10 protein-coding genes are annotated in these 21,572 nt (G+C 51.4%); 7 read left to right on the top strand and 3 right to left on the bottom strand.

What is annotated here, in order from left to right:
- Positions 1 to 30 precede the first annotated feature (30 nt).
- The 4 genes from J1836_RS02835 to J1836_RS02820 all read left to right on the top strand — a co-directional run bounded on the left by J1836_RS02835 (position 31) and on the right by J1836_RS02820 (position 16,681).
- Entirely contained in the window at positions 31 to 12,531 is a 12,501-nt protein-coding gene (locus J1836_RS02835; RefSeq protein WP_207249369.1) for an SdrD B-like domain-containing protein, read from the top strand.
- A 62-nt stretch (positions 12,532 to 12,593) separates the two neighbouring features.
- On the top strand, positions 12,594 to 13,640 hold the full coding sequence (locus tag J1836_RS02830; protein WP_207249368.1) for a hypothetical protein: 1,047 nt from the start codon (positions 12,594 to 12,596) through the stop codon (positions 13,638 to 13,640).
- Positions 13,641 to 13,713: 73 nt separating this feature from the next.
- A complete protein-coding gene (gene htpG / locus J1836_RS02825; RefSeq protein ID WP_207249367.1) occupies positions 13,714 to 15,603 on the top strand; it encodes a molecular chaperone HtpG in 1,890 nt (629 codons plus the stop codon).
- Positions 15,604 to 16,132: 529 nt separating this feature from the next.
- Positions 16,133 to 16,681 (top strand): hypothetical protein, encoded by a 549-nt coding sequence (locus J1836_RS02820; RefSeq protein WP_207249366.1) that lies wholly within the window; start codon positions 16,133 to 16,135, stop codon positions 16,679 to 16,681.
- Here J1836_RS02820 and prmB read toward each other — a convergent pair.
- Positions 16,678 to 17,580 carry a 50S ribosomal protein L3 N(5)-glutamine methyltransferase gene (prmB, locus tag J1836_RS02815; RefSeq protein ID WP_207249365.1) on the bottom strand — a complete coding sequence of 301 codons (903 nt, stop codon included), beginning with the start codon at positions 17,578 to 17,580 and terminating at the stop codon, positions 16,678 to 16,680. The two genes, J1836_RS02820 and prmB, sit on opposite strands and share 4 nt — an antisense overlap.
- A gap of 116 nt (positions 17,581 to 17,696) precedes the next feature.
- Here prmB and J1836_RS02810 point away from each other — a divergent pair, with 116 nt between their 5' ends.
- On the top strand, positions 17,697 to 18,212 hold the full coding sequence (locus J1836_RS02810) for a TIGR00645 family protein (RefSeq protein WP_207249364.1): 516 nt from the start codon (positions 17,697 to 17,699) through the stop codon (positions 18,210 to 18,212).
- Here the strand turns inward: J1836_RS02810 and J1836_RS02805 are convergent, their stop codons facing one another.
- On the bottom strand, positions 18,213 to 18,980 hold the full coding sequence (locus tag J1836_RS02805) for a fumarylacetoacetate hydrolase family protein (protein WP_207249363.1): 768 nt from the start codon (positions 18,978 to 18,980) through the stop codon (positions 18,213 to 18,215).
- A gap of 68 nt (positions 18,981 to 19,048) precedes the next feature.
- The gene (gene arfB, locus J1836_RS02800) at positions 19,049 to 19,462 is read right to left on the bottom strand and encodes an alternative ribosome rescue aminoacyl-tRNA hydrolase ArfB (protein ID WP_207249648.1); all 414 of its coding nucleotides are present in this window, start codon (positions 19,460 to 19,462) and stop codon (positions 19,049 to 19,051) included.
- 472 nt (positions 19,463 to 19,934) lie between these two features.
- On the opposite strand from arfB, the gene J1836_RS02795 reads away from it, so the two are divergent.
- Positions 19,935 to 20,246 (top strand): helix-turn-helix domain-containing protein, encoded by a 312-nt coding sequence (locus J1836_RS02795; RefSeq protein WP_207249362.1) that lies wholly within the window; start codon positions 19,935 to 19,937, stop codon positions 20,244 to 20,246.
- The gene (locus tag J1836_RS02790; protein ID WP_207249361.1) at positions 20,243 to 21,496 is read left to right on the top strand and encodes a type II toxin-antitoxin system HipA family toxin; all 1,254 of its coding nucleotides are present in this window, start codon (positions 20,243 to 20,245) and stop codon (positions 21,494 to 21,496) included. The genes J1836_RS02795 and J1836_RS02790 overlap by 4 nt, the downstream gene beginning before the upstream one ends.
- Positions 21,497 to 21,572: the final 76 nt, after the last annotated feature.

Below are 21,572 nucleotides of genomic sequence, written 5' to 3'. Positions count from 1 at the left end.
AAAAATCATAATGATAACGGAATGATAAGAATGAAGACTTCAATATGTGAACGTCACAGTACCGATGGATCGGTCGGTTTTGCCCTACAAATTTTGTTTGTATTGTTGCTATTGCTGGTAACAGCAAGTCAACAAGTCTATGCTGCAAGTTATCCTTATGAAATGATTCCGTCACCAGCAACGGCTATCCCAAATCCTTCTGTTAATAATAGTACATGCCCCAGTTACACGAATATTACAATACCCGTTGCTGATAACTTCACGATTACTGATTTGAATGTTGGTTTAAATGTCACGCATCCTAAGCGGCAAGACTTAGATGCAAAGCTGACTTCTCCATCTGGCACGGTAATTAATTTATTTACCGACGTAGGTGGCTCTTATGCCAACCTCGATATTTTATTAGATGATGCTAGTACCAATGATATAGGTACAGCTATTAGTACTACAGTTCACAACGTTGCCTCACTTTATTACGACAAAATATTCAATCCTGAAGGCTCAGTTTTGTTGTCAATTTTTAATGGACAAAATGCCAACGGCAACTGGACATTAAGCATTTGTGATGACGATAAGACGAATAACACCAACGGGACAGTCAACCGCGTCAAGCTGGATTTCACCGGAAACGCCGTTACCACAGCAGCAGACCGTGGCGACGCACCATCATCTTATGGCGACCCGACCCACACCATCGTTGCCGGTCTCAAACTGGGTGCGACTGCCCCAGACGCTGAAGCCACTAGCCAATCCACCCACAACGCCAGTGGTGACGGTGCTGATGAAGATAGCGCCCCCAAATCAGCAACCAATACTAGCGTTACACTCTTTCCCCTGCTGAAACAAACTGATACCAGTTATAGCAGCACCTTCACTGCGACCAATACCACGGGTATCGCAGGCAAATTATACGGCTGGATCGACTTCGACAAAAACGGCACATTTGAGGCGGATGAAGCCACCTCAGTCAATGTTCCCGCTGGCTCAAGTAACAGTGCTATTACGCTAAACTGGAGCAGCATCCCCAGCGGTAGTAAAGCAGGCACAAGCTTTATTCGCTTACGTTTAACCACGGATGCCGCCGTTACGACCAGTACCCCAACAGGCAGTGCTAGTAATGGTGAAGTCGAAGATTTCCCTATCGCTATTGCCTTGACGTTGCCACCGAATAGCCCAAGTGTTAGCGTTACCAAAGGTACAACGCCCACTTCCTGTAGCACTACGGTGTTCAGTGACAATTTCAACGACCTGTCAGCAGGGCAATATTTCGGAGCAAACCGTTTCGGCGCTACGCCTATTCGTAACTGGGTAGCCAGCGGCGGCGGTACAGACACCCGCAACCGTACTGACAATATTGCAGCAACCACCCACGGCACATCCGTGTACATGGACAGCGGCGCAATCCGCCGTATTGTCCCCACGATGGCGGATATACCAGCGGCTAACAGCAATGGGATCATTACCTCGCCACCCACTGCGCTGGAATTGCGTGACGTTGCTGACGATCTCACTCCTAATGTCACGGATTCGCAATCACATTGGGGGCCACAACCGCCGACGCTTGCACGCACGTTCGCCACGGTTGCGGGGCAACGTTACCGCGTTTACTTTGAACTCTTACCTGAAAATAATGGCAATGCATGGCTGAAAGGGATGGTGCGGGTCGATACACCTGATGGCTCGGTACACCTGCAAACGCCTAGTTCTACCGATAGCTTGTACCAATACCAAGTGGACTTCACCGCGAGCGCGGCAACGTCCACGGTCAGTTTTGTTAACTACAGCCGCATTGCACCGGATACTAACTGGTGTATTCCGACGACCGAAGCATGGTGTACGCTTGGAGGCTTTCCGTTCACTAACAAGACCAGTGAGCCGATTATTGATAACGTGGTCGTCGCTTTGGAATCGGCTTGTATAATAACCAGCAGTAACACGGACTACGGCGATGCGCCAGATACTGCCAACGGCACAAGTACAGGCAACTACAAAACCCTAGCGTCGGATGGCGGCGCAAGCCATGTCATCATCCCCAACCTTTCCATCGGTAATAATGTCGATGTTGATAATGGTACGCAGCAAAACGCCAATGCTGATGCGGATGACACCACTGGCAGCCCAGATGATGAAGATGGCTTGCAAAACCCCGCTATCATTCCGACCACGACTGGGCAAACTTACACACTCACGACTTACGTCAAAAATGACTCCGGTTTGGCTGCTTATCTCACCGCTTACATCGACTTTAACCGCGACGGCGATTTCCTTGATGCGGGCGAACAAGCGGATACGCAACACGTTTACTGGAATGGCTACATGCTGTCGACGTTTACCGTTCCCGCTGGCACAACGGCTGGCACAACCTACGCCCGTTTACGCTTAAGCCAAACCAGAGCGGAAGCAGAAGCATCCATTGGTGCTGCGACCAGCGGCGAAGTTGAAGATCATAAACTGACGATTTCCGCTGGCCCTTTCCACGATTTTGGGGATGCGCCCGCCAGCTACGGCAATCCACGCCATACCATTCTCAACAGCTTGTTCTTAGGTGCAAACCGCCCAGACGCTGAAACAGCTAGCCAATACAGCTACAACGCCATCGGTGATGGTGTGGATGAGGACGGCGCTCCCAAACAATATGGCAACGCGGCAATTACGCTATTTCCTATTCTGAAAATGACCGCAACTAGCTACAATGTGGACATAAAAGCGACAAACACTTCCGGCTCACCAGGGATTTTATACGGCTGGATAGACTTTGACCAAAATGGCGTATTTAACCCCGATGAAGCCGCTTCGGTCAGTGTTCCCAACACCACCAATGATAACGTCACGCTGACTTGGAGCACTATTCCAACCGATATTAAGCTCGGCACTACCTTCATCCGCTTGCGCCTCACCACAGATACGACAATAAACACCGGCACACCCGCCAGCGATGCCAGCAATGGTGAGGTGGAAGACTTCCCGATTGCTGTTGCCATTGATGTGCCACCAGATAGCCCCAATGTGACTATCGTGCGTGGTGAAGACCAAGCCTGTAGCAGCACCATTTTCACCGATAATTTCGATGATTTAGCCAGCGAACAATATTTCGGTGCGAATACCTCTGTCACACCGTTTGTGATCCGCAATTGGACGGCAACAGGCGGTGGTAGCGATACCTATGCGCGTACCGTGGAGGTTTCCCCGTTTGCCGTTACCCAAGGGCGTTCGATTTACTTTGGTAACGGCATGATGCGCCGCTATTACCCCGATACCGGTGCGGTATTAGCATTTGATGGTAACGGTAGAATGCTGAATCCACCGGATGCTATAGAACTACGGGATAACGTTGATGATGTTAGCCCCAGCGTATCTGCTAGCGAATCGGATTGGGGACCTGAACCGGTCACGTTATCACGTACTTTTGCCTCGACGGCGGGGCAACGTTACCGTTTGTATTTCTCTGCCATCCCTGAAGGCGGTGATTGGAAGACCGGTATAATGCGGGTCGATATCCCCAGTGGTTCGATACATTTCAAAGCACCGGGACTTAATGATGGTATCCAAAAATACCGTATCGAATTTACTGCCATAGGTGCATCTTCAACCATTCGCTTTGTGAATTATGGGCATATTGGTACAGATAGCGGTTATTGTGACCCCAACTCCATCATTTCTGGAGCATGGTGTACCGTTGGTGGTTTTCCGACAGATAACAAAGGCAATGAGCTAATTATTGATGATGTGGCGGTAGCCATCGCTTCTGCCTGCCCTAATAGCGGCATTTCTGGCACGGTTTATACTGACACTAACGGCAATAATACCCTCGACAACGGCACAGAAAGTGGTATCGCTAATGTCACCGTTATGTTGTACGACAATAATGGCACAACGGCTAATACCAACGATGATAGCCAGATTGCGACGACTAATACTGCCGCGAACGGTACTTACAGTTTCGCCAATATCAGCTCAACACCGCGTTATCGGATTGAAGTAGATACCCGTGATACTGACCTACCTACCAGTGCAGCCATTGGCACGCTTAATCCTTTACCTGATGTGGCAGTTACCGCTGGCAGCACAGTGGCTAACCAGAACTTTGGGTTTGATTTAGCGTGTAATGCGAGTGCGGGTCAATTCGGTGGGATTGCCTTCCGCGATTACAACCAGAACGGCATCCGTGAACCTCAGGAAGAAGGCATTGCCAATATTACAGTTACTGCTTTCAACAGTGCGAATACGGTAGCCGCTACCGCCACCACCGATGCGCGGGGCTGGTATACGCTGAGCGGGCTAACGAATGGCACGCAATACCGACTGGAATACACCAGTTTACCCAGCGGGCTTTACCCCGGTGCAGCCAGTACAGGTACAGACACCACGAGTACAGTACGTTTTGTCACCGCCAGCGGCAGTTGCTCGGCAAATCTGGGGATCAGTGACCCTATCGAATATTGCCAAACCACCCCATCGGTGGCAGCTTTCAACTTCGTCAACGGCAACCCTAGTGTTACCGCCGTTGGTGACTATGCGAGCCTGTTTACGTTCCCTTACGATGCTACCGGTAACGCTGATCACCAAACCCCTGTACCTATCAGCAAGGCAAATACCAGCCAAACGGGCGCATTGTGGGGAATGGCTTATCAGAAAACCACCAAGACCTTGTATGCTTCGGCTGCTATGCGCCGCTTCAGCGGCTTGGGTACATTAGGTACAGGCGGTATTTACAAAGTTGATATGACTGACCCTAATACGGCGTATACGGGTGCTTCAGCTTACGTTGACCTCCGCGCTATTGGCATTGATACTGGCAACGATGTGCGGGTAGCCGCTGACAGTTGTAATAATCTTGCTAGTACCCCTTGGTCGCCTTCGCGTGACGTCGCCGCGTGGGATAAGGTCGGTAAGGTTGGGGTAGGTGACATTGACTACGACGAACCCAATAACCGTTTGTGGCTGGTCAATTTGAATGACCGTAAGCTTTATGGCATTGCTAATGTCACCCCAAGCACCACGCCGACGGCAGCGAATGTGTTAGGTGGCTATGCGATTAACTTGCCCTCCCCTTACACTTGCGCCTCTGGGACATTCCGCCCTTGGGCAGTGAAATACCACCGGGGTTATGTGTATGTAGGCGGTGTGTGTGATGCTGCCAGCGACCCTTACAACTTGAGTAAGGTTCGGGGCTATGTGTTGCGCTTTAACCCAGCGAATACAGCGGCTGGTTTTACTCACGTCAAAGACTTTGCCCTCAACCAACCGCGCAGTGGCTATGGGTATACCAATATTAGTGAATGGTCAGGCTGGTTGCCGCAAGCAGATGCTATCAATGTGCGCCCGCAATTCCATTCCCCCATCTTGAGCAACCTCGAATTTGATACCGATGGCTCGATCATTGTGGGAATTATTGACCGTGCGGGTCTGCAAAAAGGCACGAATTCGTATGACGAACCCGCGTGTGCTGACCCAACAGTTGATTATGTCGATACGATGGGCGATGTGTTGCGCTTGTGCAAAACCGACACGGGCTATTTGAGTGATTCCGAACCCGGTTGTAGCACCGCGATTGCCACCAACAGCAAAACCACGGACGAATATTATTGGGGTGATTTAGGCCCGACGAATAATGCGTGGGAGGGCATGAATGAAATCGCCGCCGGTGGTTTAGCGCTTGCTCCGGGTAAGGAGCATGTATTGGCATCGGCTTATGATGCAAATAGCTGGGGTTCTAATGGCGTGGTGTGGTTAAACAATCGCACGGGCGCTAAAGACAACAGCTACCACGTGTCGTGGTCAACGCTCGGCAAAAGTACCGGCATGGGTGAATTGGAAGTATTGTGTAACCCTGCACCAATTGAAGTGGGCAACCGCGTGTGGCTGGATGCGGATAAAGACGGTATTCAAGATTCAGGCGAAGCAGGCATCAGCAATGTAGCAGTAGCACTTACCTGTGGCACGGATACATCCACCACCACCACCAATGCTATTGGGGAATACTATTTCAGTAATACAGTCGGTGGTAATGCCAACTTCATGGGTAGTGGCGAGAGTTGTAGTCTGAAAATCAACAACGCACAGACCAGCCTGAACGGCTTGTCATTAACCACCCAGAATACCGACAGCAAAACCGACAACAATGCCCAAACCGACATTCGCGATTCGGATGCGGTGAATAATGCAGGCACAGCAGAAATCAGCTTTACAGCTGGTAATGCTGGGCAAAACAACCACGGATTAGATTTTGGTTATCAACCCAGTGCAGCATCCGGCACTCTTGCTGGTAAAGTCTTTGAAGACAAAAACTACGGTGGTGGAGCAGGCCGAACAATCAGCACTACTGGTATCGCAGGTATCCTAGGTGTGCGCGTTGAACTGTATAATTCAACCGGAGCATTTGTCACCAGCACCACCACGACTGACGGTGGCCCGTACAGCTTTAACAATGTCGCCGCAGGTAATTACTACGTGCGGGTGGTCAATGACACCATCCGCTCTGCCCGTGCAGGCTCTACGGCAGCAGAACGCGCCATTCAAACGCACCGCACCGATGGTACAACCGCCGTCAATAATGAAGTCGGTGGACGTAAACCTGCACTGGTTGATGCCGCTGCCAATACCACTAACCAGACACTAAACCCTACCACCTTCGTCCTTTCCGGTGGGGGTCAGGCACAATCCGTACAGCCGATAACGATGGCAAGCAGTGACATTACTGGCGCAAACTTCGGCTTCAACTTCAGTACCGTCGTCAATACCAATGACAGCGGGCAAGGCTCATTGCGCCAAACGATCACCAATATCAACCTGCTGGCAAACACTGGCTTGGCACAAACCGGGCAGGACAACACCTACGGGGTTGATACCAGCGTGATCAAGGAAGTGTTGCTGTTCAATATTCCGGCTGCCAGCGACTCCTTAGGGCGAGCCGACATTTGCGGTGGCGCTACCTGTAAAATCACCATTAGCAGCCAACTACCCGCTGTAGCTAATCAGCCTGCGATTATTGATGCCACGACACAACCGGGTTATGTCGCAGGCACACCGGGCGTTCCCCGTATCCAAATCGTACCAACCGCTGGGTTAGATGCCAGAGGCTTCACGATGAATTACGATGCACCGGACAGCACCTTCCGTGGCTTTGCTATCACTGGCTTCAGGAATCTCAATACCAACCGTGCCCTGACGGTTGATAGCGAACGTACCCTGATTGAATCCAACTACATTGGGGTAAAACCCGACGGGACAGCCGATGGCAATAGCAACGGTATCGAACTGCAATACACACAAACCGCTGTGATCGGCGGAGCGACGGCTGCCAAGCGTAACATCATATCGGGCAATAAGTTTATTGGGATTTTCTTCAACACGGGAGCATCCGGTAGCACCATTCAAAACAACTTCATCGGCACAAACCCTGCTGGTACAGCCGCGATGAGTAACGAAACCATTGGTATTGATACCGAGGGTGGTTCTGGTACGAAAATTCTGGATAACGTTATTTCAGGTAACTGGGGTGATGGTATTCAACTGGGTTTCACCAGCGGCGGCCCTGGTGTTGCCAACGCCATCATTCAGGGCAACCGTATCGGGGTGGGCATCAATGGTGAAGCCATTGGTAACAACGGCCCGGGCATCATGAACTATGGTGCATCCAACGGGCATCAGATTGGTGGCACTGGCGCAGGGCAAGGCAACATTATTGCCCATAACCTGACAGGCGGCATCAAAATGGCAAACAACAGCAGTTCCGGCATCGTCATCAGCGGTAACAGCATTTATGCCAACGGCAATCTGGGGATTGATCTCGGCAACAATGGCGTTACCATCAACGACACCAACGATGCTGACACGGGTGCAAACAACCTACTTAACTTCCCGCTCCTTGCCGACCTCAGTATTGCTAGCGGTAACCTGACCGTGAAAGGCTGTGCTCCCGCTGGTTCAACCGTGGAACTGTTTGAAGCCGATGTCAGTACTGGCGGTAAGGCCACACTGGGCGACAACAAAGTTGGTAAATCCAAGGACTATGGTGAAGGTCAAATTTACCTTGCCAGCTTCGTGGAAGGCAGTGCATCGGATACAGATGCTGCCAACTGCTCACTAGCAACCGATGCGGATGGCAACAACCAAACTGGCATGAAAGCCTTCAGTGTCATCATTCCAGCCCCTGCTGGTTTGATTGAAGCTGATCTCTTAACCACAACAGCAACCGTGGCCAATGTTGGTACATCTGAATTTTCACCTGTTTACACTTACAATACTGCCTGTAAGTTGGTTGTCACCACAACAGGGGACACTGATACCCCAGCCAACAACTCCGGCTCCTTGCGTGATGCGATTGAGTGTGCAAACGCCACACCAGAAGCCGACACCATCACGTTTAACATCCCGAACACGCAACCGGGATACACCAACCCTGACAGTATTGCCAACAATGGTGACGAATATTGGTCAATTCAGCCGACAACGCCACTACCAAGCATCACCAAACCATTGGTGCTGGATGGCTCTACCCAACCCAGCACAACCTGCCCAAAACCAAGGGTTGAAATTGACGGCAGTTTGGCGGGTGCGGATGCAGATGGTATTGGTTTATATGCATCCAACAGCACTATTAAAGGTTTGATTATCAATGATTTCAGCCGCTATGGCGTTAAGTTATCGCGTTTCCCTATTAATTTCCCATCAAGCAATACTCTGCAAACTAACAACATCCTACAGTGCAGCTATGTGGGCGTGAGTGCCAATGGCTTAACAGCAAAGCCCAATCTGCAAGGCGGTATTGCTGCCGAGGGCGATAGCATGAAAATCGGCGGTACAACTATTGAATCGCGCAATGTCATTTCAGGAAACGGTGCATTCGGTATCTACTTCGCAGGCGGTGGATCCACCAACGGTACCGTACAAGGTAACTACATCGGTGTCGGCGCCGACGGCACAACTACCCTCGGCAATAATGGCTTCGGAATTGGGTATTACAACACGGATGGCGGCGGTTTGATTGGTGGTACTGCCGGAGTTACCATCAATGGTGCATGTACCGGCACATGCAATATCATTGCCCATAATACCAACGCAGGTATCGGCTTCTTCTACACAGGCCCTGCCGGACGCAATGTACGCATCAGTGGTAACGCCATCCATTCCAACGGTGGTATTGGGATCGATCTTGAGCGGAGCAGTGACCCTTGGGTTCTGGATGGCGTCAACCCAAATGATACAGGTGATAGTGATTCAGCGTATGCCCCCAATGGCCTGCAAAACTATCCTGTTCTGAACTACGCTAAACTTAGCGGTGTTACCACGGATATTTCCGGCACACTGCACAGCATTGCTAATGCTACCTTTACCTTGGAATTCTTTGCCAACACCAGCGCAGACCCTACCGGTTATGGTGAAGGTGAACGTTATCTGGGTAATACGACTGTTACCACCAATAGCAGCGGCAATGCTACGTTTACGGTTTCCTTACCAGCCGTTGCCGCCGGAACTTACATCACGTCAACAGCCACGGATGCCACTAACAATACCTCTGAATTCTCGTCTGCTATTGTGGCAGCCGTTCTGAGAGATATTGGTGGTAAAATCTACGAAGACGTGAACTACGGCGGGGGCAATGGGCGTGCCTTTGACGCTGCAATAGCTGGCATGACAGGTATCAGTGGTGCAACCGTCGAGCTGCGCGATACTGGCAATACCTTACTCGCCACGGTCACGACAGCGGCTGATGGAAGCTACACCTTCCCTAGCGTCCCCGTCGGTACATACAGCGTACAGGTAGTGAATACCAGCGTGCGTTCTACTCGCCCCGGTGCAAACGGTTCAGAACGTGGGGTTATCACCTACCGTACTGATGGCGTTGGCAATACGGTCAATGCAGCGGACACAACCTTCAGCCAAACCATCACGCTGGATACCACCGCCCTGAGCAATGTCAGTTTCGGCTTCAACTTTGACACCGTAACCAATGCCAACGACAGTGGGGCTGGTTCACTGCGCCAGTTTATCCTCAACGCGAATCTGTTGAGCGGCGACAGCACGCTGGCACAAACAGGGCGCACCGCTGGTAAAGAAAATGCTATTTTGATGTTGTCGACGACTGGCGCGAACTACCATACAACAGATAAATATTGGAGTATTCCATTACAAAGCGCCCTGCCCGCGCTGACCTCACCGCTGGTCTTGGATAGTTCCACCCAACCCGGTTTTGATAAGAACCCGACACTGGAGCTGAAAGGCACGACAGCGGGCGCAGGCGTCAACGGTTTGACCGTGAATGCCAGCGGCGGCGGCAGCACCTTACGCAAACTGGCAATTAATGGCTTTGGTGGCGCAGGCATTTACCTGAATGGCAGTAACGGCAACACTTTGGAAGCTAACCATTTGGGTGCTGATCCTAAGGGGATTGCACGCTCCAATATGGGTGCGGGTCTGCTTATGGATAGCGCCAGTAACAACATGATCGGTGGCACAGCCAACGGCGTGGGTAATGTGCTGGCAAACAACGTGGGAGCGGGCATTGCCATCGTCGGCAATACATCGCTTGACAACAGCTTACTGGGTAACAGCATTTACAATAATGAAGGCATAGGCATTGACCTTGGCAATAATGGTGTCACCGCGAATGACCACCATACCGACCCGAAACTGGCGGGTGATGCCGATGCTGGCCCGAACGATCTGCTCAATTTTCCTGAAGCGAAAGTGAATTCCTTCGGGGCGAATGGCACGAAGATTGTGACCTATGACTTTGATTTGGACGTGGCAGCCGGTGATTACCGTTTGGAATTCTTTGCTAGCACCACGAAAGACCCAGCGGGTAATGGTGAGGGCGAAATCTTCATCGGTGCTAAAGATATTAGCCACCTTGGCAAAGGTAGCGTGAACTTCAAAGGCACGCTCAACGCTAACATGACGCTCTTGCAAGGCACGTTCATCTCCACCACGCTCACCAAGAAAACGGGAGGAAGCAATTTTGGGGCAACCTCCGAGTTCTCCGGTGTGCAGGCAGGCATCCCTACCCAAGTCTGTGACAGCCTGATCGCGACAGGCAGCACAGGCTCAGACATGGTGATTGATGAAACCAATCCAACCACAGTGATCAAGCTGTTGGAAGCGTGGGATTATTCCACGACGCCCAAGACACCAATCACCTACGTCATCAGTGGCGGAGCAGATGGCAATTTGTTTACGGTGGAAAATCCAGCCGCTGGCGCTACCCTACCCTGTGCAAAGATCAAATTCATCACCAGCGATGTGGTTGTTACTAAATCTGCCACCACAGAAACGCGTGGAATCGTGACACCGGGTTATACACCACCAGCGGGTAACTATGAGCTGCCGATGGATGCAGGCAAAGATAACGTCTACAACTTCCAAGTAACGGGAACAACGGCAAGCGGCAAGAAATACGTGCGTGACATCCGTGTGCGTGTGTTAGATACGAACGAATCACCTGTGATTACATCGGCAGCAAGTGTGAGCTTCAATGAAGATACCACCGCGAATGTCGTGGATATTGCAGCGCAAGACCCTGACGTGGGTACAGCAGAAGGCAAAGGCTTGACGTATCGCATCAACGGCGGTGCAGATGCAGCACAGTTCACGGTGGATGCCGCCAGCGGTGTCCTGCGCTTCCGTGCTGCTCCCGACTACGACGCGCCGATGGATACCAACCGCGACAATGTGTATGAAGTCGAAGTAACCGTAACGGATGCGGGTGGTTTAAGTGGCAACAAGCTGTTTACGGTAACGGTGACGAACAATACCGCTGACGACGGGGTAGTGCTCAATGCCCGTGCGATGCTGCAAGGCGTATACGATAGCAGCACCGCACTCATGTCAGCGGATTTGAACACGCTGGGTCTGTTGCCGACAAAACAACCTTATGCGGGCGCACCCTTCAACCATGCAGGCACAGAAACCGTAAGTGCAATGCTGCAAGAAACCACTGGCAATAACGCAATCGTTGACTGGACGTTGGTAGATTTGCGTAGTAGCCCTAGCAGCATCGTCGCTAGCCGTGCGGTGATATTGCAACGTGATGGTGATTTGGTGGATGCGCAAACGGGTTCAGCTAACCTGCATTTTGCTAAGGTCAAAGCAGGCAATTACTACATCAGTGTGCGACATCGCAACCACCTTGGGGTGATCAGTGCTAGCCCGGTTAGTTTGAATAACACCGCGAAATTGGTTAACTTTGCTGACAGCACCGCCACGGTAAAAGGCGAAGCATCACGCTTGGTAGCAGGCAAACTGGCGATGCTCTGGGCAGGTGACATCAATGGCAGCAACACGTTGACGGCTAATGGCCCCGGCAATGACGTGACCAGCTTGTTGAGCGGGGTTATTAGCAATGCGGATAATGTGCAGGGTAATACTAACCATATTCTGTCGGGTTATCTCACGACCGACTTGAATATGGATGGTAAGACGCTGTTCACCGGCCCCGGCAATGACACGAGTTTGTTGGTGGGAAATATCCTGTTACACCCGCTGAATACGGGGTTTGCGGCTAACTACATCGTTAAGGGTGGCTTGCAGTAAGCGTGAAGGGGCGGTTTGTTTTTGGCAAATCGCCCTCAAATGGTGCGGGATAGCTCTAAAAAATGATAGAGTTTCGTGCAGCATCAAATCAGGACACCATTCCCATGTTCATCGCCCCCACCCTCCGTGCCTTCAAAACCCAATTCGCCGCAAACCTGCAAACCATGCTCGAAACGGATAGCTTGGGCGCATTCATCCTCGTACTCGCCAACAGTATGCAAGACCAGCCCTTATTTGACTTACTGCACCACGATTTAAACCGCGCTTTCGAGGCATTAAAAGCCTGCCCACCACATGAGCCACCCGACGACCTCAGCGTATTCAACGCCCTCACCAACACAGGCATTCAGCACTTTTCCGGCTGGCAACACCATCCGCTCGACCCATGGGAGCTGGTCATCAACCCGCTACGTTCGCTACGCCCTGCACGATTTTCCGGCGAAATATTCCAAGAACTTCATCAACCCTTTGATGCGGGAAAATTCCATTTCAACAAACCCTTCCTACGCCCAGAAATCCTCTGGGAAGACTCATGGCAAGGCACCCCCCTGCGCGTGTTGTACAACAAATTCCCGTTTGCCCCGTGGCACTTGCTGGTTGTGCCAGACCCAGCACAAAACCTACCGCAATACTTAACCGCGCAACACCATGCCCTGATCATGGCACTCGTCACGGCACAAGCGGCGGTATTGCCCGGTCTTGGCATGGCATTCAACAGCATCGGTGCTTACGCCTCCGTCAATCAGCTACACTTTCAAGGCTTTGTGCGCGAAGCTCCCTTTCCTATTGAATCAGCAGGTTGGCAACACAACGGCGGTCAGGAAGCCTACCCCATCGAATGCTGGCGTACTGATTCCGCACACGAATCATGGCAACTTATTGCGCAACTGCATCAAGCCAACCAACCCTACAACCTGCTGTACCGCGCCAACGGCTGCTACATCCTGCCTCGCAAAGGACAAGGCACGGTGGAACTCCCCACATGGGCGCAAGGCATTGGCTGGCATGAATTGTGCGGGGTATTGACGCTATCGGATCGACAATTAGTGGGTACGACGGGTGGCGAAATTTCGCAAGAATTAGCCAAACTCCATCACCAACACGGCTGATGCCCTTGAAATCTTTCGAGTGCACCCCATCTTGCGCACATCGAAATGTACAAGATGTGAGGACGCATACCCCATGACGGCAACGACCAACAAAGAAAACCTGCAATTTCAAACCGAAGTGAATCAACTGTTACACCTGATGATTCACTCGCTGTATTCCAACAAGGAAATTTTCCTGCGCGAACTCATTTCCAATGGTTCGGATGCGTGCGACAAGCTGCGTTTTGAAGCCATTGGCAACGACAGCCTCTACGAAACTGACAGCGAATTGCGCGTAGAAGTCGAATTCGACGCGGCAGCAGGCACAATCACTGTGCGCGACAACGGTATCGGCATGAGCCGCGATGAAGTTGTGACCAATATCGGCACGATCGCCAAATCCGGCACCAAAGAATTCTTGAGCAAACTGACGGGCGATGAGAAAAAAGATTCGCACATGATCGGGCAGTTCGGGGTTGGTTTCTACGCCTCTTTCATCGTCGCCGACAAAGTAACCCTGACCACGCGCCGCGCTGGGGATGCTGCTTCTGAAGGCGTGCGCTGGGAATCCGACGCACAATCCGGCTACTCGCTGGAACAGGTCGAGAAAGCCACCCGTGGTACAGAAATCGTCTTACACCTCAAAGAAGACGAAAAGCTGCTGGCAGATGGCTGGCGTTTGCGCAATATCATCCGCCAATATTCCGACCACATCCCGCTGCCGGTGAACATGCGCAAGACCGAAGCCGGTGAAATCAAGGATGAATGGGAAACCGTCAACAAAGCCAACGCGCTGTGGACACGTTCTAAATCCGAAGTGAAGGATGAAGAATACCAAGAATTCTACAAGCACGTTTCGCACGACTGGGAAGATGCGCTGGCATGGTCACACAACCGCGTTGAAGGCAAATACGAATACACATCCCTGCTGTACCTGCCATCCAAAGCCCCGTTCGACATGTTTGACCGTGACAACACCCACGGCTTGAAGCTGTACGTGCAGCGCGTTTTCATCATGGAAGACAAAGAATTTAAGCTGATGCCACGCTATTTGCGTTTCGTGCGCGGCGTGCTGGATTCCAACGACCTGCCGTTGAACGTGTCGCGTGAAATCCTGCAAGGCAATAAAATCATCGAGAACATGAAAAATGCCTCGGTGAAAAAAGTCATTGGTTTGCTAGAAAACATGATTGCCAACGAACCCGAAAAATACCAAAAATTCTGGAAAGAATTCGGCAAAGTCCTCAAAGAAGGCCCCGGCGAAGACTTCAGCAACCGTGAGCAAATCGCCAAATTACTGCGCTTCTCCTCCACACTGGATGACAGTGCTGAACAAACCGTCTCCTTGCCAGACTACATGGCTCGTATGAAGGAAGGTCAGGACAAAATCTACTACATCACCGCCGACAGCCACACCGCTGCGAAGAACAGCCCGCATTTGGAAGTGTTCCGCAAGAAAGGCATCGAAGTGCTGTTACTGTCTGACCGCGTAGACGAATGGTTGGTACAGCATTTGATGGAGTTTGAAGGCAAATCGCTGCAATCCGTCGCCAAAGGTCAACTCGACCTGTCCGCTCTCGAAACCGAGGAAGACAAACAGGCACAGGAAAAAGTCGAAGCTGAAGCCAAGAACATGGTCGAGCACATCAAAACGGCACTGGGCGAAAAAGTTGGCGACGTGCGCGTATCGCACCGCTTGACCACTTCACCATCCTGCATCGTACTGAACGACCACGACATGGCACTGTACATGCAGCAATTAATGAAACAAGCCGGTCACGAAATGCCTGACACCAAGCCTGCGCTGGAAATCAACCCAACGCACCCGTTGCTCAAGCGCATGGAAGCCGAAACGGATGACGAGCGTTTTGGTGAATGGTCAAGCATTTTGCTGGATCAGGCGATTCTGGCAGAAGGTGGGCAATTGGAAGACCCTGCGGGCTTTGTTAACCGCTTGAACAAACTGATGCTCGCCATCGGTTAAACACAACCCCGCTCTCAGCAAGAAAGCCCCGTCACTGGGGCTTTTTTGTGTCCTGACACTTTTGATAAAAATTTCTGATGAATACACGCTGAAACTGTTTCATTCATCACACAACTTTGCTCTAATAGCACAATCGTCATTCTCATATAAAAATCTAATAAATGATGTATGGCTACCCCGCATCTCCTTTGTCGAGTCAGCAATATGGCTATTTACCGATTGCTCATCTGCGCCCCCCCTGTTGACCAACTACCCCGTGCAATTGTTTGCCAACCAAAAAGTGACCCTTGCCGAGAAAATGGCGGACGGCAAAGAACAAAAGCCCAACTCTACAAAGAGCGTTATCTAGCGCATTCAATCGATTTTCGCGACATTTTCGGGGAAATCGCCAGCAAGCACCTCCACAACACCAACCTTGCCAGCTTATTGCCGGGGCATAGCCACACGGCGCTCAATTTTATCTGACTGGAACTGAAACACGTCAATACCAGTCCAATCACAGTAAGAAAGATCATTTCAGGAGTTCCTTATGTCTGCCATTCGTTCTAGCAGTGTTGCCCTGCTTGCCAGCGTGTTATTGAGTGCTTGCGCCGCTGCGCCCAATGGAGGAGTTTACGTCAACCCGTGGAGTCCGTGGGGTATCGCTATGCCAACAGTGCCGACTTATCCACCCGCCACGCCAACACCCGTGACGTATGTGGATGTGTACAAATACCAAGGGTCACGCCAATGTGAAAACGGCGGTATACCGCTGGCGGAAATGCAGCGTCAACTGCAAGCCAGCGGTGCGATTGTCACCGCCAGTAGTTGCGGCATGGATGGGCGTATGTACCCCGCGTTCTGTGGCGGTGCTGACGGCAAGATCAATATCTTTACCGTCACCAGCAATTCCTTGAACGCGGCAATGTCTCAAGGCTTTACACCGATGTCGAGCTTGCCCGAAGCACAAAAAACCAATTGCTATGGCAATAACACTTCTAATAACAATAATATGGGCAACACGGGCGACACCACCACTTACCCGTATGCAGGCACGAGCGGCGATACGTCCTACTATTCGTATCGCCTAAAACCTTAGCCTGCCAGCTCGCGGACTTGATCGGCGGTGAGCAGGAAGACACCATCACCGCCGCGCTCAAACTCCAACCAGTGGAACAGTACATCTGGGTATGCCGCTTGTAGCGCGTACTGGCTATTGCCGACTTCCACCACCAGAATGCCGTGATCGCTCAAATGCTTAGCAGCTTCGCGTAAAATACGCCGCGTATGATCCAAACCATCCTGACCAGAAGCCAACGCCAAATCCGCTGGTTCATGCAGGAATTCGGGGGCTAACGCTGCCATATCCTCTGCATCCACATACGGCGGATTGCTCACAATAATGTCGTACTGCCGCTCTTCCAAATTTGCAAACAGATCGGATTCAATCGCCTCAACTTGCCCTGCAAGGTTGTGGCGTTCGATATTGATGTTAGCCACTTCCAACGCCCACGGAGAAATATCGCTCAAATCCACCCGTGCATGAGGAAACGCATAGGCGCACGCAATCCCAATGCACCCGCTACCCGTACACAAATCCAACACGCGGCGCACATCCGGCGCTTCGATCCACGGGGCAAACTGCTTTTCGATGTATTCGGCAATCGGCGAACGTGGAATCAGCACGTTTTCATCGACGTAAAACGGTAAGCCCAAAAACCAGCCTTCATTGGTCAAGTACGCGGCGGGTTTGCGGGTTTCCACACGCTGCTGAATAATGTCGGCAACGGCTGCCCGTTCGCTACGCGTCAAACGGCTGTCAAAATACACATCAGGTGTATCCACAGGCAAGTGCAAAGTATGCAGCACCAAATACGCCGCTTCATCAAATGGTGAGGACATGCCGTGTGAAAAGCTCAATTCGGCTTCGGCAAAGCGGCTTGCGCCCCAGCGGATGTAGTCTTTGAGGGTTAATAATTCAGAGTGATCAAAATCCATAAGCATTGCGTCTTAAGTCAGTGTTTACTAAAGGGGCGTATCATCCCGCATTTTACCTAACGCGGCTATCGGTTTATGATTGCGCCCTTCCTTCAACCTAGTACAACACATTACTCATGAAAAAAATCGAACATTTGTTTGAACATTTTTTGTTCACTAGCCGCTGGTTACTTGCCCCTGTGTACCTCTCCTTGGTAGTTGCCCTTGGCGTGTTACTGTTTAAAGCCGTCAAAGTCTTGGGGGGATTGGTCTTCGGACTAATGACCGCGACGGAAGATGACATTATTATTGGCGTTCTGTCGCTCGTGGATATTTCGCTAATCATGAATTTGTTGGTCATTATCATTTTTAGCGGTTACGAAAACTTCGTCTCAAAAATGGACGACCTGCACGGACACGCCGACCGCCCCGACTGGATGGGGCATATCGGCTTCACCGACCTGAAATTAAAACTGATCGGCTCTATCGTTGCCATTTCGGGGATTGATTTACTCAAAGCCTTTATGGCACTGGGTACACCTAACGCAAACAACACCGAAGAAATGGCGTGGATGGTGGGCATTCATTTCACCTTCGTCGTTTCCGGCGTGCTATACGCGCTAACAGATCGACTGGGTACTGGTCATAAATAACTAGCCAAAACGGTTGGTCAGCTCGCCAATACCCGCGATGCTGACCACCACGGTATCGCCGTCATTCATCCCACACACGCCGACGGACGTACCACACGCAATCACATCACCCGCTTCCAGCGTCACGTCGTGCGAAATACGACTGACGATTTCATACGGTGAAAAGAACATATCCTCCACGGGGTAATTCTGCTTTTCCACGCCATTCAATTCCACCCGCACGCGCAATTCTGCCGGATTCAACCCTGTCGCAATACAAGGACCAAACACACCGAATTGGTCAAAACTTTTCGCACGCGTCCAATGCACAAACGCGGGATCAAGTTTCAGCAATTCCCGCGCGGTAACATCGTTGACACAGGTGTAACCGAAGATATGCTCTGGTGCTTGTTCCAGCGTAATACCTTTGCAGCGCTTGCCGATCACAATCCCCAATTCACCTTCAAACACCACCATGCCATCGTAACCCGCCGGGCGAGGAATCAAGTCGCCATCTGCCGCAAAACTATTCGCGGATTTGAGGAAATACAGCGGGTGTTCGGGTTTATGCAGGTTTTCCAGCACAGCGCGTTCGTGGAAATTATTCCACAAACCAATCAGTTTGGAGGGTTCACACGGGCGCAACATCTGCACGGCTGCCAGTGCAAATTCACGCCCACTCAAGGCATGTGCTGCAAACATATCGCCGCTGTATTCGGTAATAATACCGTGTGCCAATGTACCAAAACGGGTTTCACCCTCAGTAGTAAAACGTACCCACTGTGCCATCTCGCGCTCCTGTCAAAAGAATTGTTTGAGCTTACGGTTGCAACACACAAAAATCCAGTCAGGCGCAATCAATACTCGACTTTGCCGCGTAGCGATTTGGTTTTGCCTTTGATTGCTTTGCCTTCCAGCCGCCGCTCTTGTGAACCTTTGGTGGGTTTAGTGGCCCGGCGAGTTTTTTGCACTTGCGTCACGCTTTTAATCAATTCGTGTAAACGCGCCAAGGCGGCTTCACGATTCTTTTCTTGAGTGCGATATTCCTGCGCTTTGATGATCACCACGCCGTCTTTGGTCACACGCTGATCATTGGCTGCCAGCAACCGTTCTTTGTAGAACGCAGGGAGCGATGAGGCGCGAATGTCGAAACGCAAATGCACCGCTGACGCTACTTTGTTGACGTTCTGCCCGCCAGAACCTTGTGCACGAATGGCGTTTAACTCGATTTCCGCTTCCGGGATAGTGACGTTGTGGGAGATGTAAAGCATCACAATTAATATCCTAGGGCTAACGCCGCAATCACGCCACCCAAAGCACTTAACACTACCGTGCCGAGCAAAAACCCGATGCTAAGGAGAAGCGCAACAAACCCCCGTTTAAAACCCCGTGACCGAAACAGGTAGTACGGAAACCCGATGATTGAAAACGCCACAATCGCTATGTTGAGGAAAACAGACCGGGGGTATCCCCGTTCGTTTGAGTCAAAGCGATACCACAAAAATGTGAAAAAAGTTGTGATTACTATGCTTGCACCCTCCACAATGCCAGCTAATTGGGTTGGCAGAGCGATGGTGAGTACGCCCAACACAAAACTAACGGCGCAAAATAGCAAGAGGACAACAGTTTTTGGGGACATGAGGAAATATACTCCAGCAACAAACATAATGATAGAAAACAACTTATAGAGTGTATTCTTTATAAAAAAACAGCTAATATACGGTGGAAATGGAGAGATATGTCATGAACATTCACAACCAAATCCGCTCCCGCCGCCGTGCCTTAGGCTTTACCCAAGCCGCGATGAAAACGCGCATCGGCATGGGGCAACAACAATACCAGCGCATCGAAGCGGGTGGTAACGCCAACCTCGACACTATCCAACTTATTGCCGACGGACTCAATGCCGACTTGATGCTAATCCCCCGCAACCGCGTCCAAGCCGTGCTGGATTTGCTCAATGGCGTAGAACCGACACCTGCACCAACGACTTCAGCCGACCTTGAAGACCCGTGGAAAGAGTTGCTGGCTGATTTGTACGAGGAGGAAGCATGACGACTAAAACACAAGCCAGCGTCTTGGCGCTTCACCTGCACGGTTGCCACCTTGCCTATCTGACAGGATTTGCAGGTGGGCGTAATATCATTACTTTCACGCCTGACTACCTGAATGCCACCCAACGCCCGACATTCACCCTGCCCCAACTCGGCAACCCCAAACTGTTCAGCAAACCGTGGACAACACAATTACGGCTCCACCCGGTACTTTCCAACCTATTACCGGAAGGTGCATTGCGGGAATGGGTAGCCCGTAACCTGAAAATCCACCCCGACAATGAGTTTCCATTGTTGGCATGGCTGGGCAACGACCTGCCCGGCGCACTCATCGCCACCCCAGTTGACCCGCTGCAAGTACCCGATTGGGTATTGGCAGGACATTCGCAGGCTGCACCACTGCTGGTTCCCATCAACCATGACGGGCAACGTTTTTCCCTCGCCGGGGTGCAAATGAAATTTTCCGGCAGGCACAAGGACGGTCGTTATCACATCAGCCAAGCGGGCGAACTCGGCAACTGGATCATCAAGACTCCTTCCACCCTTTACCCCGGCGTACCTACCAACGAATACACCTGCATGACACTGGCGCAACTCGCTGGGGTGGAAATCCCTGACATCCGCCTGCTGTCACTGGCTGACCTTGAGGGCTTGCCTAATATCCAGCTACCGGCAGAAACCCACGCCTATGCAATCCGCCGCTTCGACCGTGAGGCGGGTAACGGGCGCATCCACACCGAAGATTTCGCGCAAATCCTGCAAAAATACCCGCACGAAAAATACCACAGCAGTAACTACGAAGTGCTAGGGCGCATCCTCCAGCAATTCAGTGCCGATGGCACGGCTGACCTGCAACAACTGGCACGCCGCCTGCTGGTCAATATTCTGCTCGGCAATGGCGATGCCCACTTGAAGAACTGGACGGTTATCTACCCAGACCAAATAAATCCGCAACTTGCCCCCGCCTATGACATTCTCTATACCCAAGCCTACATCACGGGTGAAACTCAAGCTGCTTTGAATATGGGTGATAGCAAAGACTGGTACAAACTGGAATGGCAACACTTCCAGCGTTGGGCAAAAAAAGTCGGGATTTCATGGGCATTGATTGAAACCAGCCTACATGACACCTTGGAACGCGCCCGTACTTTATGGCCTGCTGCCCTACTGAAACTACCAATGCTCGATGCACACAAAACAGCCTTGCACGCCCATTGGCAACGTCTCAATCCGGTTTGGCAAATTCACTAGGCAATCTGCCCCACGCATTGCGGCTTCTCGACATCCACCCCACCATCTGGTTTGCTAGGCAGCATTACAGCAACAG

Source organism: Thiothrix fructosivorans, assembly GCF_017349355.1.
Classification (GTDB): Bacteria; Pseudomonadota; Gammaproteobacteria; order Thiotrichales; family Thiotrichaceae; genus Thiothrix; species Thiothrix fructosivorans.
Note: the sequence above shows the minus strand (reverse complement) of the source record. Positions and strands in the feature narration are given on the sequence as shown.